Source organism: Streptomyces sp. NBC_00704, assembly GCF_036226605.1.
Classification (GTDB): Bacteria; Actinomycetota; Actinomycetes; order Streptomycetales; family Streptomycetaceae; genus Streptomyces.
This window is the reverse complement of record NZ_CP109000.1, coordinates 2,517,300-2,532,950: the sequence shown is the minus strand read 5'-3', so window position 1 is coordinate 2,532,950 and position 15,651 is coordinate 2,517,300. Positions and strand designations below refer to the sequence as shown.

At 67.7% G+C, this 15,651-nt stretch carries 14 protein-coding genes and 1 pseudogene; 7 read left to right on the top strand and 8 right to left on the bottom strand.

The genetic code is table 11. The features are described from left to right. Positions 1-24: 24 nt before the first annotated feature. Both OG802_RS11145 and OG802_RS11140 read left to right on the top strand, forming a co-directional pair. Positions 25-402 (top strand): type II toxin-antitoxin system RelE/ParE family toxin, encoded by a 378-nt coding sequence (locus tag OG802_RS11145; protein ID WP_329409583.1) that lies wholly within the window; start codon positions 25-27, stop codon positions 400-402. Then, positions 399-737, top strand: a complete 339-nt coding sequence (locus OG802_RS11140) for a helix-turn-helix domain-containing protein (protein ID WP_329409581.1) — start codon at positions 399-401, stop codon at positions 735-737. Before OG802_RS11145 ends, OG802_RS11140 begins: the two co-directional genes overlap by 4 nt. A 345-nt stretch (positions 738-1,082) precedes the next feature. Here the strand turns inward: OG802_RS11140 and OG802_RS11135 are convergent. The 3 genes and pseudogenes from OG802_RS11135 to OG802_RS11120 form a co-directional block, all read right to left on the bottom strand. Continuing rightward, positions 1,083-1,534 (bottom strand): annotated as a pseudogene (locus OG802_RS11135) (hypothetical protein); the annotation flags it as partial. A 99-nt stretch (positions 1,535-1,633) separates the two neighbouring features. After that, positions 1,634-2,890, bottom strand: a complete 1,257-nt coding sequence (locus OG802_RS11125) for a hypothetical protein (RefSeq protein ID WP_329409579.1) — start codon at positions 2,888-2,890, stop codon at positions 1,634-1,636. Between the two features lie 25 nt (positions 2,891-2,915). Continuing rightward, on the bottom strand, positions 2,916-3,842 hold the full coding sequence (locus tag OG802_RS11120; RefSeq protein ID WP_329409577.1) for a hypothetical protein: 927 nt from the start codon (positions 3,840-3,842) through the stop codon (positions 2,916-2,918). A gap of 431 nt (positions 3,843-4,273) precedes the next feature. Between OG802_RS11120 and OG802_RS11115 the strand changes: the two genes are divergently transcribed. After that, positions 4,274-5,302, top strand: a complete 1,029-nt coding sequence (locus OG802_RS11115; protein ID WP_329409575.1) for a hypothetical protein — start codon at positions 4,274-4,276, stop codon at positions 5,300-5,302. A 606-nt stretch (positions 5,303-5,908) separates the two neighbouring features. Here the strand turns inward: OG802_RS11115 and OG802_RS35935 are convergent. Continuing rightward, positions 5,909-6,127, bottom strand: coding sequence for a hypothetical protein (locus OG802_RS35935; protein ID WP_443055218.1), 219 nt, complete (start codon positions 6,125-6,127; stop codon positions 5,909-5,911). Between the two features lie 309 nt (positions 6,128-6,436). On the opposite strand from OG802_RS35935, the gene OG802_RS11110 reads away from it, so the two are divergent. Both OG802_RS11110 and OG802_RS11105 read left to right on the top strand, forming a co-directional pair. Continuing rightward, on the top strand, positions 6,437-6,655 hold the full coding sequence (locus OG802_RS11110; RefSeq protein WP_329417023.1) for an XRE family transcriptional regulator: 219 nt from the start codon (positions 6,437-6,439) through the stop codon (positions 6,653-6,655). Between the two features lie 531 nt (positions 6,656-7,186). Then, positions 7,187-10,960: a family 78 glycoside hydrolase catalytic domain gene (locus OG802_RS11105; RefSeq protein WP_329409574.1), complete on the top strand. Its 3,774-nt coding sequence runs from the start codon at positions 7,187-7,189 to the stop codon at positions 10,958-10,960. A gap of 109 nt (positions 10,961-11,069) precedes the next feature. Here the strand turns inward: OG802_RS11105 and OG802_RS11100 are convergent, their stop codons facing one another. Beyond that, on the bottom strand, positions 11,070-11,483 hold the full coding sequence (locus OG802_RS11100; protein ID WP_329409572.1) for a PIN domain nuclease: 414 nt from the start codon (positions 11,481-11,483) through the stop codon (positions 11,070-11,072). Continuing rightward, positions 11,480-11,737 carry a type II toxin-antitoxin system VapB family antitoxin gene (locus OG802_RS11095; protein ID WP_329409570.1) on the bottom strand — a complete coding sequence of 86 codons (258 nt, stop codon included), beginning with the start codon at positions 11,735-11,737 and terminating at the stop codon, positions 11,480-11,482. Before OG802_RS11095 ends, OG802_RS11100 begins: the two co-directional genes overlap by 4 nt. A 374-nt stretch (positions 11,738-12,111) precedes the next feature. Here OG802_RS11095 and OG802_RS11090 point away from each other — a divergent pair, with 374 nt between their 5' ends. Continuing rightward, positions 12,112-12,888, top strand: coding sequence for a hypothetical protein (locus OG802_RS11090; RefSeq protein WP_329409568.1), 777 nt, complete (start codon positions 12,112-12,114; stop codon positions 12,886-12,888). Between the two features lie 86 nt (positions 12,889-12,974). Here the strand turns inward: OG802_RS11090 and OG802_RS11085 are convergent, their stop codons facing one another. Together OG802_RS11085 and OG802_RS11080 are read right to left on the bottom strand one after the other, a co-directional pair. Next, positions 12,975-13,367, bottom strand: a complete 393-nt coding sequence (locus OG802_RS11085; protein WP_329409566.1) for an effector-associated constant component EACC1 — start codon at positions 13,365-13,367, stop codon at positions 12,975-12,977. Between the two features lie 105 nt (positions 13,368-13,472). Beyond that, positions 13,473-14,720 (bottom strand): caspase, EACC1-associated type, encoded by a 1,248-nt coding sequence (locus OG802_RS11080; protein ID WP_329409564.1) that lies wholly within the window; start codon positions 14,718-14,720, stop codon positions 13,473-13,475. A 114-nt stretch (positions 14,721-14,834) separates the two neighbouring features. Between OG802_RS11080 and OG802_RS11075 the strand changes: the two genes are divergently transcribed. After that, positions 14,835-15,641 carry a class I SAM-dependent methyltransferase gene (locus OG802_RS11075; RefSeq protein WP_329409561.1) on the top strand — a complete coding sequence of 269 codons (807 nt, stop codon included), beginning with the start codon at positions 14,835-14,837 and terminating at the stop codon, positions 15,639-15,641. Positions 15,642-15,651 lie beyond the last annotated feature (10 nt).

Below are 15,651 nucleotides of genomic sequence, written 5' to 3'. Positions count from 1 at the left end.
TAAATTGCAGATGGGGATGCGTGCATGGCTTGGAAGATCGTCGTGGTCGAGCCGGCTCTTTCGTGGCTTCACAGCCTGCGCCGTACTGACCGCGACACCCTGATTCAGGTCAGCCAGGCTGTCACTGCCCTTCAGGAGGAAGGTCCCGCACTGGGCCGACCTCTGGTGGATACGATCAGGGGCTCGGCGTTGTCCAACCTCAAGGAGCTCCGCCCCGGCTCGGCAGGGGCCACGGAAGTGCGGTTGCTGTTCGTATTCGACCCGGATCGCCAGGCCGTGATCCTGGTCGGCGGTGACAAGGCGGGCAACTGGTCCGGCTGGTACCGCGTCGCGGTGCCCCAGGCGGAGCAGGCGTACGCGGAGCATCTCAAGCGAATCGATGGAGAGGACGGGGCACGATGACTGATCACCTCAAGGACCCGCAGGCCGTCTCCTGGGGAGACCTGGCCGATGATTTCGCCTTCACCGATGCCGAAAAGGATCAGATCCAGAAGGGGGCGCAGGCAATGGTCCTGGCCTCCCGTGTGCACCGCCTCGCCGAGTTGCGGAAGCGGCAGCACACCACGCAGGTCCAGGTTGCCGAAGCCATGGGTGTCACCCAGGCCCGCGTCTCACGCATCGAGAAAGGTCAGTTGGAGCGCAGCGAGGTCGACACCCTCGCTGCCTACGTCAAGGCGCTCGGCGGCAAGCTGAAGATCGTCGCTGACTTCGGTGATGAGAGCTACGTACTCGGCTGACCCGATCGACGTGCCGCTGCCCAGGTCGATGCGCAGTCCGGTGGGCGGGATCGCCTCGTGACGTCAGGGATGGTGCTCCACCCCGGTGGCCTGGGATGGAGCGTCATCGCGTCGGTAGGGGACTCCGATGCGCGAAGGGTCCAGCCCCTCGGTTGAGCAGGGCGGACGCGGCTGCTGTTGTGGCAAGCGTCCAACTCGTCGACTCCCAGGGGCCATTGAGGGGCGACAAGGACAGGAACAGACCGACAAGCACTACACAGGACTGACACGGATCAGCACGTCTGACCTGCAAGAACGGCGTGAGTCGGCAATGATCGGCAAGGGCCGCCAAGATCCTCGAAGGACTCATAATCCGTCGGCCGTGGGTTCGAGTGCGCCGACGCCCAAGGCGAGGGTACCCAGCAGGATCCGGAGCGCGGTTTCGGGTAGGAACGGTTGGAGGGAGGCGCAGAGGTAGCCGCCGGCGCACCTCGGCCGACGAGGATCGGGCCGAGCAGGGAACCGCCACCCATCCCGTAGATGCCCCCAGTGACGCCGACGGCCAGGGTGAGCTATGTCGTCGCGTCAGGTGATGACAGGCGGGTGCCGTCGGCTGGCGCTGGGTGCACGGTCCGCAGCCGCAGCCGCAGCCGCAGCCGCAGCCGCAGCCGCAGCCGCAGCCGCAGCCGCAGCCGCAGCCGCAGTCCGAGCGGCAGCGCGGCAATGAGGAGGCTGAAGATCCGGTGGAGAAGGCGCCTAACCAGGCGAGTCGGTAATGGCACGTGGAGCGCATCCGCGCCTGGCAGCACGCCTTCCACCGCATCGTCCGCTGCTACTGAGCGCCGGGCCATCGTCTTTGACGCGCTTTTCGATCTCGCTGACACCACCGATGACTTGCTGGGGACCCGAGTGACGGGTCAGACGCTGCTCAGCCAGTGACGCAGGGAGGCCGGTCGGGAAAGGGCGACGTCCCCAGGCAGGCGGCCGGACCTGCGTCCGGTGGCACGCTCCAGCACCTGACGGACCGACAGCTGACGTCCGCCTGGCGGCGTATGCGGATTGTAGTTGTTGGTGCGGAAGATACAGAAGATCCGCGGCTCGGTGGGCCTATAGGGGCCAAGGCGCTGGACGTCGACCCCACCCGAGGTGTCAGTGATGTCAAACTGGAGGTGCATGTCGTCCTGGCGGGGGTAGTTGTTGTCGTACACCCACAGTTGGACCACTTGGCCGTTCTGCTGGTACGCGTAGGCCAGCACCTGATGGTTCTTGCCGATGTCGAGTGAATCGGTCTGGATCAGTCCGATCGGTGACAGGTGCCCCGCGTCGATGTCGTCACGGATGCGCGGCCACTCATCGCGGCAGGTCACCCAGGCGCGGCCGCGGGCCAGTCCGGCAACTTGGATGAATCCTTCATCTCCATTGGGGTAGTGCGGCGAGGAGTACCCGAGCCATCGGTGCCCGGAACCGGTGATGTCGAAGCTGTCCAGGAGCCGGTCTCGGATGAACTGGAAGACCGGGTCGGCTTCGGAGTCCGGCGCCGTCATCGCGTCGGGCGGGAGTTTGCCGGCGGCGAAGTAGTCCATGGCGGCGAACGTCATTCCGCCGCACATTCCCGCACTGGCCTGAGTGAGGGGCAGCCATCCGTCATCAACCCGGGCGATGCCCAGGGCCTCGGCGGCGTCCCCGCCGAGTTCGTCGAGCAGCCGATTCCACAGGAAGCCGACGGTCATCGCGGGAAGGCCGGGACTCCAATGGTTGGAGAACTGGAACCCGTTGACCGATGGGGTGAACCCACGAACCTGGCGACGTGCGCTCTCCCGAACGCGGATGACGAGCCGAGCCTCGTGGCCCTGACCGCCGTTGTATGCCGCTTCGAAACCCGGCGGCGCCCAGACGTGGAACGTGTTTCCGTACTGCGACTCGATGAGCGGACTGTCGAAGTGTACGTACAACTGTCGCCCTGGGTCGCCGTCGAGGTTGTACCAGACTCTGCCCTCCGTACCGGACGTCGGTGCGACGAAGAGGTCCCCCTCGGCCCGCCACTCTGCGGTTGCCCCGGGGACGATGGTTCCGGTGCGGGAGGGGTACCACGGTTCGGTCCACTCTCCCGAGGTCAATTCGTCCCGGGCCCAGACGAGCGGTACGGCCGCCTCATTGCGAATCTCGACTGCCATGCGTATGCGCGACATTGCGATCGCCTCAACCCGCGGTCACCAGGACGCGAACGAGTCCACGTCCTGAAGAAAGGTCGGTGAGAGCCTTACCGATTATCGCTCCGAAGGCGCGCGACGGGTCGGTTACAACCTGGGCGTGCCCGAGCCGCCCGGAGGTGGTGAGCATGTCCCCGGCACGAACCGGATGCGTGCTGGCATCGGCCAATGCCCACACCTTTCCCATCAAGGCCACGGGCGCACCGTTATCGTGACGGTCCAGCACCAGGCTGGACTTCACGCCGCGGCCACCGGAGACGACACCGGCGACACGCGCGTCGTACTCCTTCGTGCACGGTCGGATCTGACCTGCCTCATCGAGGACGACGACCGTCCCCGGGGTCACCTCGTCGGATGCCACGGTCAGTTCCTCGGCGTAATCCGCGCCGGGCAACACCAAGTCCCCGGTGACGACGACGTCACCCTGGAAGTGCCCTGCGGGAGCGCCCTGCCCGAAGATGCCGGGCCCAGCGTTCCCCAATTGAAATCCCGCGACCCCGGCCTTGCCCGGCGCCTTGGCATGTCCCTTTACGCCGTCGCCGGAGTCCTTGCCGTCGCCCCAGATTCCTGAGGCCCCAACGTTCGGGTCGGCGTTGGTTTCCCCGTACACCCCGATCCACTTGCGGCCGACCCCGGAGACACCCACGTCTCCGTCACCGCTCACTCCGTGACCGCCGGATGTGGATGTGGTATGGCCGAACACTCCGTGCCACGTCGTCGACTCCCCAACGACTCCAGTTCCCGGGCTCTGTCCGTACACGCCGGGGCCGGCTCGCGGAGTGTCGTTGTCATTTACGCCGACGACTCCGCCCTTGTACTCGGCGTGGCTCACTCCCCGCACGCCGTCACCGATCTGCGCCTCACCCACGACGCCGGGTTCCTCTGGTTGGTCGCCTTTGCCCTGAATGCTGGTCATAGCGGTAGCCTCCTTCGGAGCAATCCCCCTTTCAGGGTCCAACTGCGCGTCGAGGCATGCAACTCGGTGCTGTGTCAGGAGGGCCGCTCTGGTTGGTGACTTAGCCGCGTCAGGCGACGGGCGGGATGGTCACGCGGTTGCAACTCCATTGATGCGGGCCCAACCTGGAGGGGAGCGGGGAGACGCGCTTCCCATTCTCCGGAGCAGGAGCGTTCGCGGCCCTGTCTCAGGGAAAAGCGACGTGACGCCCGGTGCGATGACGCTCAGTCAAGGCAGCAGCGTCGTCGGCCGCGTTTAGGTACTTCGCAACCTCATCACCCCGAGTTGAGGAGTCTGCGACCGTTACTTCCGAAGAATGTCCTCACCGCAGGTTATGACTGTGCAGAGCGCAGGAGATTACGCCGTGCAGCACCCCCTGCAAGGAGAGCATCATGAATGCAATCGAAGGTATGACATCCGATCCCGGAACTCCCGGTATCAAGGGTGACAGCACGCAGTGGAACGGCGTACTCGGGTTGAGCCATGCGGCCGGCCAGGCAGGCGTCGCCGGCGTGAACGAGGACAGCGGCAATGGGCTCTACGGTAGGGGCACGGGCAACGGCGTCTGGGGGCACGGGTTCTCCGACGTCAATGCGATCGGCGTGGTGGGAGTAAGTGATCACAACGACGGCGTCCGGGGTAACGCGTCCGAAGTTGGCAAGTCCGGAGTCACCGGTGTTCACGGCGGAGCCCAGGGCCAGGGGGTCTGGGGACAAGCCGACAACGGTACGGGGGTCGCCGGACTCAGCAAGACCGGCGCAGGGATCTACGGCCGGTCGGACAACGGCGAGGGAATACGGGGGGAGTCGCTGAACCCCAACCACGCCGGTGTCGTCGGCATCAGCTCGTCTGCGGGCGGCCACGGGGTGTTTGGCACCTGCGACCTGGGCACCGGCGTGATAGCGGTGGCCAAGAACGGAACCGGCCTGTTCGCGAGGGCGGAACAGGGCACTGCCGGGCACTTTGCAGGAAGTGTCCTCGTAGAGGGCAACATCGAAGTGCGCGGTGACCTCGTCCTGCCTGGAGCCGACTACGCGGAGGAGCTTACGGCGGGTGCTCCGTCGATCTGCCCTGGCACCGTGGTGGTCATTGACGATGAGGGTCGGATCCGTCCGTGCGAGCAGGACTACGATCCACGTGTCGCCGGGATCGTCTCAGGAGCGTGCGGGGTTCACCCGGCACTGGTCCTGGACCGTCACGAGGGAGGCGCCCCGGTCGCCCTCATGGGCAAGCTGTGGGCGCTGGCGGACGCGTCCGCCAGCCCGATCCGCTGCGGGGACAGGCTCACCACGTCCTCCAGGCCCGGCCACGCCCGTCGCGTCACCGAGCATGAACGTGCCACCGGCTCGATCGTGGGTAAGGCGCTCACCAATCTGGAGTCCGGAACCGGGATGGTCCGGGTACTCGTAAGTGCGGGCTGACGCCGCTGTGTGCGGTGTCGGACTTCGCGCCGTTCTGATTCTCTGTAGATCGGCGCAAATGATGCCGGTTGTCTGCCGCTTTGACGCACGCCAAACAGCTCCTGCGTAATCGGGCATCGACTCACGAGTCGCATCCGGACCAGGGGAGGGTTGGGTCAAGTGCCCGGAGCAGACACGGTGTGGCACGCTGCCGCACAGCTGCCATGGGTAGCCACGCATAGAAGGCCTCCTCGTATCGCCTGGTCGATGCGCTGGAAACGCCTTCCCGCCCGGCGTTTACCTGGCCGCCCGTCCGGCTGGGGCTCCGGCTCCCCAGGGGCTTCCGTTTCAGGAAATTGTGTCGCGCAGCACGGCGAAGAGCACGCCGGCTCGGTGTCCTTTTGCTCAGGCCGCAGGCGGCGCGCGGCTCAGCCGTGATGCTGCTGGGGCTTGGCCAGGTCACCGGTTTCCATGTAAATGTCCTGCACCGCCTCGACCTTAACGCCGAACCCGTGGAAACCGCTCGGTGGCGCAGTGGCAAAGAAGTCCCCGTCAGCGGTTTCCGGGGGAACCACCCGCTGGTCACGACGGTCGTTCCGGGTGAACAGTGCGTCCTCGTCGCCGCGCTCACTGTCGAGTGACTGGTACAGGGCGAAATGGATGTGCCGGCTCGCTGTGCTCGGCCGCCGCTGATCTTGTGCACAAATTCCGGAACACCGGCTCCAAGTAGTCGTCCTTCGACTGGTCAACGAGGACGTTTCGGTCCCCGGGAACGAGAACGCGGGGCATCTCGCCCACCTTCCGGCAGCTTCGACGCAGCTTGGACACCAACTGGAAGGCCACCATGGTCTTGCCACTGCCGGTCGCGAGCGTCAGCGGAATCCGCGCCTGTCGTCGAACAGGGCGAGTGCATGAACTCCCGCTCCAGCTCGGACGCGATCCCCTCGTTCTCGCAGTACCGGGTCCGGAGCTCCTCCGGCTGCGGGAAGCACGAAACCTTCTGGCGGTTGCCGCCGATCTCGATCTCCTGGATCTCCCGCCCGTTGGTCGCATAGGCCGCCGGGAGTCCGAGCCGGGTCGCGTATCGCTTGGCCTGCTCGATACCTGCGGCATGCGGCCACATCGACGCTGGTCCGCTTGGCCTCGACCACCGCGATGGTGCGTCGTCGCGGTACTCCAACACGTAGTCGCGGCAGCGCACCACAGGTCCAGGTTGCCGAAGCCATGGGCGTCACCCAGGCTCGCGTCTCACGCATCGAGAAGGGGCAACTGGAGCGCGGCGAGGTCGACGCCCTCGCTGCGTGCGTCAAGGCGCTCGGCGGCAAGCCGAAGATCGTCGCTGACTTCGGCGATGAGACCTACGTCCCCGGCTGATCCAACCGATCGGCAAGCAGTGACCCAGGTTCATGCGCAGTTCCGGGGCACGCTCGCCTCGTGAATCGGAAACGATGCCCCCGAGGCGGTTCCAGCACCCCGGGCGAAGTCCCGCTCCCGGTCCGCAGGCGGCACGCCCGACCCGTGGTCGCTGACTGTGACGAGGCGCAGGGGCACAGCTCGGCCCGCTGTGCACTGCGCCGGTTTCCCTGCGGGGCCTGGCGAGCAGCCCGCTGACCAGCCGACTCAGCAGGTCGACCAGCCGTTGTGCCCCGGCGGAAGAACCGGAAGAACCGGAAGAACCGGAAGAACCACCCGCTCCACCATCAGTCGCGATGTCGTCGGTGGCGTCCGGCTCGTGCGTCGCCTCGGCCAGAAGCTGCTCCTGCTGTCCCAGCCCCGAGTGTGAAGGCCGCGTTACGGAAGTGTTGACAGGCTCGGATGTCCGGCTTCAGGATGTCGGCCACCTCACATCCCCTTTTGCCGGGGAGGCCCGGCTTCCGCGATTGAAACGTATCAAGGACCGCGCCCATGCACGTCGCACCGTCCCACCGCAGAGCAAGAGGCCGGCGATTCTCGCTGATGGCCCTGCTCACCACGTTGCTCGCTCTCGTCGGCGGAGTGACCGTACTGACGCCCTCGGCGCAGGCCGTCACCGCCGCGCCCACGGTCCTGACCGTCGGCGGACTGGCCGCTCCCGCGGACGTCGCCCCCGGATCCGCGCCCCTCCTCGGCTGGCATGTCGGCGGCGACCGGCAGACCGCATACCAGATACAGGTCGCCACCACGTCCTCTGCCCTGACCGGGACGCCGGACATGTGGGACTCGGGTCAGGTCACCTCCGCCACCGACGGCAACGTGAGCTATGCCGGCGCGACTCTGAGCGCCTCCTCCGGCTACTACTGGCGGGTCCGTACCTGGGACTCCGCGGGTGCCGCCTCCGCCTGGTCGGCCACCGCGGCCTTCGGTACGGGGCCCGGCACCACCTGGTCGGCCGCGACCCCCATCTGGAGCGGCGCGCCCACCGCCTGGACGGATTACACCTTCCAGGGCAGCTTCGTCATCAACGCCAAGTACGCCAGCGTCACCTTCCGTGCGCAGGACACCAGCGACTACTACCTGTGGCAGTTCAAGGGCGGCGGGGTGAACACGATCGCCCCGCAGGTCCAGAAGAGCGGAACGTTCACGGCCCTCAAGACGGCTGTGGCGCTGCCGTTCGCCTTGGCCACCGGCTCGACCTACGACTTCCGTGTCGTGGCGTCCGGTTCGACCTTCACCACGTATCTGAAGGCCGCCGCCGACACCGCCTGGACGCTCGTCGACACCACCACCGACGCCACCTTCAATTCAGGCGGCATCGGCTTCCGCACGGGTCTGACCGAGCAGGCCACCTTCGACGACATCACCGTCACCGATCCCGGCGGCGGCTCCCTGTACGGCAATGACTTCAGCGACGCCGACAACGCCGACTTCGCCTGCGGCGCCGTGACCGGCGGCGCCCTGTTCGTAGACAAGGCCAAGAACTGCGTCACCGGGCTGCCCACCGCCTGGACGGACTACACCTTCCAGGGCAGCTTCGTCATCAACGCGGGCATCGCCGGCGTCACCTTCCGTGAGAAGGACACCAGCAACTTCTATCTGTGGCAGTTCAAGGGCGGCGGCGTGAACACGATCGCCCCGCAGGTCCAGAAGAGCGGAACGTTCACGGCCCTCAAGACGGCTGTGGCGCTGCCGTTCGCCTTGACCACCGGCTCGACCTACGACTTCCGTGTCGTGGCGTCCGGTTCGACCTTCACCACGTATCTGAAGGCCGCCGCCGACACCGCCTGGACCCTCGTCGACACCACCACGGACGCCACCTACTCCTCCGGTGGCATCGGGTTCCGCACCGGCAGCGCCGAGCAGGCCACCTTCGACGACATCACCGTCACCGATCCCAACGGCGGCTCCCTGTACGGCAATGACTTCAGCGACTCGTCCAACGCCGACTTCGGCTGCGGCACCGTCACCGGCGGCGCCCTGTTCGTCGACAAGGCCAAGAACTGCGGCACCGGACTGCTGACCGTGCCCAGCTGGACGTTCCTGCGCGGCACCACGAACCTGGCCTCCGGCAAGTCCGTCGCCTGGGCCCACCTGTACGCCACCGGAGCCTCCACCACCCCGGCACGCCAGTTCGTCTACAAGCTGTGGGTCAACGGCAGCTACGTCGGCGTCGGCCCCACCCGGCCGGTCGGCTCCGAGACCCGCTACGACGGCTACGACGTGACCTCCCTGCTGAACGCGGGCGCCGCCAACACCATCGGCGCCCTCGCCTACACCACCAGCGACCAGCGATTTCTGGCCCAGCTGGTGGTCCGGTACACCGACGGCACCAGCAAGACCTACGGCACCGGAGCCGGCTGGAAGGCCCTGAACGGCACGCGGATCCTGCCGAGCGCCGGCTCCATCGGCACCAGCTACTACACGGCGCCCAAGGAGAACTTCGACGCCCGCCGCTACCCGTTCGGCTTCGCCACGGCCGCCTTCAACGCCGCCGCCTGGCCGTCGGCGGTCGCCAAGAGCTCCTTCAGCAACCTGCAGCCCACGCCGACCGCCAAGGTCAGGCAGACCTCCCGGACCCCCGCCTCGGTCACCGAGTACTCCAGCGGCAACTACTTCATCGACTACGGCCGCACCTGGATCGGCGGCCTTGCCCTGACCCTGAACGGCACCGCCGGACAGGTGGTGGACATCCGCTACGGCCAGGTCACCTCCGGCACCAACACCGTCAAGTACCAGACCTCGGCGGGCAACACCTACCAGGACAAGTGGGTCCTGAAGGCGGGCAGCCAGCACCTGGAGACCTGGGGCCCGCGCGTCTTCCGGTACGTCCAGGTCATCGGCGCCCCCACCGGCCTGACCGCCGCCGACTTCACGGCGGAGGCGTACCTGTACCCGTTCGACGAGTCGGCGGGCGTCTTCAACTCCTCCGACAGCGCCCTCAACAAGGTCTGGGCGCTGTCCCGCAACACCATCGAGACCGGCAACCAGAACCTGTACGTCGACTCCTGGGAGCGTGAGCGCGGCTACTACGAGGCCGACTCCTACCTCCAGCTCCTGGGCAACCTCTACACCGGCGGCGACGCGGCGCTCGGCGACTACTCGTTGAGCCTCCTGCTCTCCAACCGGACCTGGCCCACCGAGTGGCCGATGTACACGATCCTGGCCCTGCACGACAGCTACGAGGCCACCGGAAGCACCGCGCCGCTGTCCGCCGCCTACACCACCCTCCAGGGCAAGCTCCCCGACGAGTGGTACGACTCCTCGACCGGTCTGATCCACAAGACCACCGGCAGCAACGGCGCGAGCAGTTGCAACGACTGCGACATCGTCGACTGGCCCTCCTCGCAGCGCGACGGGTACGTCTTCACCTCCTACAACACCGTCATCAACGCCATCGCCTACCGCTCCTACGCGGACATGGCCGACATCGCCACCGCACTGGGCAAGACCTCGGACGCCGCCACGTACACGGCCAAGGCCGCCGCCATCAAGTCCGCGGTCAACGCGAGGATGTGGGACTCGTCCAAGGGTGCCTACCGTGACGGACTGAACAACGACGGCACCGTGATCGACCACTACGCCGTCCAGGCCAGCGCCTTCGCCACCGCGTTCGGCCTGGCCGGCTCCTCGCAGGCCGCGCAGGTTGCCACCTATCTGGGCACCCGCGGTATGGCGTGCAGCGTCTACTGCGCCGGCTTCCTCATCCAGGCCATGTACGAGGGCAACCGGCCCGATCTCGCGTACACCCTGCTGACCTCGACCGGGACCAACAGCTGGATGAACATGATCAACCAGGGGGCGGGCGCCACCATGGAGGCCTGGACCCTCGCACAGAAGTCGAACACGACCTACTCACACCCCTGGGCGGCGGCCCCCGCCTTCAACATCCCCCAGGACATGTTCGGCATCCGGGCCACCGCACCGGGCTTCGCGACCTTCCAGATCAAGCCCCAGCCCACCTCGGTCACCTGGGCGAACGTTACGGTCCCCACCGGCCACGGCACCATCGGCGCGGCCTTCGACACCACCGGCGGCGGTCGCGTCGACATCAGCGTGAACGTCCCGGCCAACACCAGTTCCTCGGTGTACCTGCCCGGCGGCACGGAGGGCACGACCAGCGTCTTCATGGACGGCGGCAGCGTCGCCGCCGCCTACGACAACGGTTTCCTGCGCGTCGACGACGTCCAGCCCGGCTGTCACATCCTCACCACTTCCTCCGACAGCACCCCGTACAGCGACACCAAGCTCACCGGCATCTGCTAGGCCACGCCGTCAGGAAGGACTCAGGACCCACAGCCGGCCGGGCGATCCCCGGCCGGCTGCGTCCGTGAGCGGCAGGGATCTCATCGCCGACTGTGCGGCTGCGGAGGCTCTACCGCCTGAGGTCGATCGTGCGGACCGGCTGCCCCGTGGTGCGGGCGATGGCGTCGAAGTCGTGGTCGCAGTGGAGCAGTGTGAGCCCCGCTTCCTCGGCGGCGGCGGCCACCAGGAGATCGACGGGGCCCGCGCTGCGGTGCTCACCCTTGGCGGTCAGCTGTTCCTGGACGACGCGGGAGCGGCGGTAGACGCCGTCCGGCATCGGGCACCAGACGTAGTGGGCGTCGAGCGCCGCCTTCACACGCGTACGGTCTGCGGCCGAACGGGCTGAGTAGAGGACCTCGAGTTCGGTGATGTCGCAGATCGCGACGAGGCCGGCGCCGATCCTGTCATCCCAGTCGGCCGTGTTCTGGCGGAGCAGGACGCGGGCGAGCGCGGAGGTGTCGATGAGGTAATCGGCGACGGTCACTCCTGCGCTCCGGTGTCGGAGGCGGCGTCGGCTGTGCTCGTGGGCCGGTAGGTGCTCTTGTCCAGGAGAAGGTCCGTGTCCAGCGCGCCGTCTGCCACCAGCCGGCGGGCTTCGTCGAGCGCGCGCAGACGCCTGTGACGGGCCGTGACCTCCCGCAGCGCGGTGTTGACGGTCTCGCGCTTGGTGGTGGTGCCGAGTTCCTTGGCCGCTTCTTCCAAGGCCTCGTCGTCGAGGTCGATCACGGTACGACTCATGGGCGCCTCCTGCGTATATCAACTGGAGTGTATCAAGATACAAGATCTTTTGTATACGGGTGGTCGGTGGAAGGCGACAGAGGTCCTCGGTCGTGGTGTGGTCCGAGCGTGGGGCAGGTCAGGCCGCCCTTCTCGAAGGCGCGGCGCGCCATCGAACACCGCCCACGTCCGCGGCGGCGGTGCCCCGCAACCGCAGGGGGCAGGCGCCACTGTCAGACCGAGGTGGCAGCATCACCGCAGTGAACGCCCTGAGACGTCGTCAACTCTCTTTGGAAGCAGAGGAAGCGGGTGGCATTCCCCCTCGCCGCCCGGTGCCGCAGGGGCCACTGACACCTCCGACAGCAGACCTCCGACAGCAGAAAGCACATTCTCCGATGACCACACGACTCCTGCGCACCGAGCGCAGCGGTGCGCAGACCGCTTCCCTCGTGACCGGCCTGCCGTTCAAGCCTCAGCTCGTCAAGGCGGTGTTCAGGGACGTGACCTCGTTGCACGTCTCCCGGTCGGCCGCGTGGGCCGCCGCGTCGGTGACGCGGACCGTGCTGACGGAGATCATCGACGGCGCGAGAGGCGCGGCGGCCGAGCAGGCCCGGACGAGGCTGATGCCCAAGGACCTCATCTCGGCTATCGACCGGAACGTCGAGGTGGAGGTGGGGTCGGCGTGGTACCTGCACAGCCCGACCTTTCACGGCCTGATGGGCGAGCTGCGCAACGCCGACGGTGCGCTCGTGTCTCTTCGTGAGCGCCGCGGGGCGCGTACACCGAGTGGCGTGGCCGGCGCCCACCGGTTCGAGGCCGGGGTGAGAAGGCTGCTGGGGAGCCGGGGGGTGAGGGCCGTCCCGGCGCTGGTCCGCGACCTGGACGGAATCGCGAGCGTGTTCCTGACGACCCTGGCGCGTGACGCGGCCAAGGTCGTCCGCGAGGGCGGGGTCAGGCGGTTCGGGACGGTCAGTCCGGTGGTGCCGGGCGAGCCGGACCCGGCCCCGCTGCTCAAGGACCCCCTCTTCGCCCTGTCCGGCCGCCGCGGGGACGGGCGGACTGTTGGCGTGGACGACGTCCTGGCCGCCGTCACGATGCAGCTGTTCGGCGATCTCAGCCAACGCGCCATGACCGAGGCGGCCGAGATGACACGGACCACGTCGGCCGACTGACCGAGGGACTCATGATCCGTCGGCCGTGGGTTCCAGTCCCACCCCGCCACCCTGCGCAGGTTCCCTGGCCTGCGGAAACGTTCGGCTCATTCGGAGACAGGATCGGGCGGGGGGACCGGCTGGGTCGCCAGCGCGGCGGTCAGGGCGGAGATGACGGCGGCATCGGTGTCGGTCGGTATCTCGACCGCGATGTTCCCGTGCCGGAGCACCACGGGCGCGGGTGCGGGCGGCGGTTGGTCCCTGAACCAGCGGCGGACGCTCTCGATGAAGGGCGGCAGCGCCATGACGCTCGTCACGACGACGCTGATGATCTCCAGTGTGTCGCCCAGGTCGTCGAGCGGCTCCGTCGAGTCGGTCCGGCTCCGCAGCCGTACCTGGACCCCCGGCCTCAGGGACTCGTCGTGAGTCAACCAGCGGTACAGTCGGCGGGTCGTCAGGGGATTCCCGGTGCTGGTTTCGATCGCGGCGTTCTCGGCCAACGGACGGTCTCCTGTTCCTGTTCCTGTTCGCGTTTGCGTTCGCGTTCGCGTTCGCGTTCGTGAGCCTGTCCCTGTCCCTGTCCCTGTTCCGGTGCAGGTGGAGGGTCAGCGCCGGTTGCCGGACCAGCGGTTGGCGACGACGGGGATCCTGCTCCCCGCGTTCCGCACCTGGCGGCGCGGCGTCGGCCACCCCGCGTCCTCGCAGGCGGACCTGGCGCCCTCGAAGAGGGCCTCGGCGTCCAGCAGCGGAGGACCGCCGGGGAGACCGTTCGCCAGGATCTCCAGCAGCGTCCCCGTGAAGGCGGTGTGCCGCCGGCCTCTCGCCTCGCGGGACGGTTCCGTCGCCCCTGACGAGGCCATCACGAAACTGCCTTCGACGCTGGGCACGGGCAGGGCGTCGTCCAGGAGGTCCAGGGCCGCGCCGCTGTAGCAGGTGTCGAGCACGACCAGTCGCCGTACAGCGGGGCTGAGCGTGATCTGTTCGCGGACGCGGTCGAAATGAAGGTAGGTGTAGGGGGTGTGCGGCAGTGAATCCGCACACGAGAGCAGCAGGCGTCCGCTTTCGGGGTCCTGGGCGCCGTGACCGCTGTAATAGAAGAGCAGGGTGCCGCCGCTCCGGGCGGTGATCTGCCCGGCCCACTCCAGTGCCCGCAGCACCTGGCGGGGGTCCCGTGGGTTGCGCAGCAGACGGCAGTGCTGTTCCGGCAGGCCGAATTCCGCCGACCGCAGCAGCGCGCCGAGGTCGTGGACGTTGCCGGCGATCGCCGGCACGGGGCGGAGGTGATCGTAGGCGTCGACGCCGACGAGGACGGCGCACGCGTCCTGCCACTGCGGCCCGGCCGCCGGCCGAACCACCCGAGGGGCCGTCGGGGCCGAGACCGGGACCGGGGCCGAGGCCGGGGCCGATGCTCCCGGAACTCCCGGGAAGGGAGGTTCCGGGATGGGGCGCCGCGTCCCGTCGACGGCGCGCAGCAGTTGCGCCCCGGCCTCACGCTGGTCCAGTCCGCAGAGGGAGGGAGCGACCAGGGGGCGGAGCAGCGTGGGGGGCGTGGAGTCGTCGATGCGCAGGGGGATCAGGGGCCGGTCCGCCGCCAGCAGGGCGGACCAGTCGCGGCTGTTGCCGTCCGACTCGTCGAAGTAGGCCCGGGAGAACAGCGCCACGACCATTCCCTGCTCCAGTGCCTTGTTGAGCCGCAGTACGGCATTGTCGCCCGCGGCCCAGTCCCGGGACCGGAATTCCACCGGAAAGCCGTGTGCCTCCAGTTGCCAGGCCGTCCACTCGGCCCAGCCCCGGTCCGGGTCGGCGAAGCTGATGAAGAATCTTGATCGAGTCCGGCCCGCTCCGGGTGTCAAGGCATCACTCCTTCGAAGCAATTCGGGACAGTCGTCCATCCGGGCAAGTATCGTCAGGTGGTGCAGTGCGCCGGACGGTCGTTCCGGTCCTTGTCGACTCAAGGGTGTCTCAGCATGGTCCACTTGGTTCCCGCAGGCAGGCAACCCTCAGGCGCCGATTACAAGTTCGGGGACAGTGATATCGCTGCTCAACGGCTTTCCACGGTCGCCGAGGTCTTCGCCGAGAGCAGCAGATCGTTCCTCTCCCGCTGCGTTCCCGGGCCGGTCGGGCTCGCGGTCGACCTGGGCTGCGGACCAGGGCATTCGACCAGGCTGATCGCCGAAGAAGTGCGCGCGGAGCGTGTCGTGGGGCTGGACCGGTCGGTGACGTTCCTCGCCCGCGCCGAGGCGGGTGACGGCCTCCCGGTGGCGTTCCGCAGGCACGACGTCACGACCACCCCCTTCCCGGTGGCGGGGCCGGATCTCCTCTACGCGCGGCTGCTGCTCTCCCATCTGCGCGACACCGCGTCGGTGGTGGGGCGCTGGCTGGGAGCGCTCGCTCCGAACGGAAGACTGCTTCTGGACGAGGTCGACAGCGTCGAGAGCGAGCATCCCGTCGCCAGGGACTATCAGCGGGTGGTCGAGGCGATGCTTCGGGAGAACGGTCAACGGCTGGACGTCGGCCGGGTGCTCGGCGCGATGCCGGACCCGCCCGGCACTGTCTCGCGCGAGGACCATGTGGCCGAAGTCCGCCCTACGTCCCGTCAGGTGGGCCGTATGTTCGCGCTGAATCTCCGTGTGTGGAGAGGTGATCCCTTTCTGGTCGAGGAGTTCGGAACGGAATGGCTGGACAGACTTCAGCAGCGTTTGGACATGGCCGCGTCGGGAAAGATGGAGCTACCTGTCGTCTGGACCATGAGACAGATGGTTCTGGTGGTCTGAAAAGGCGCTT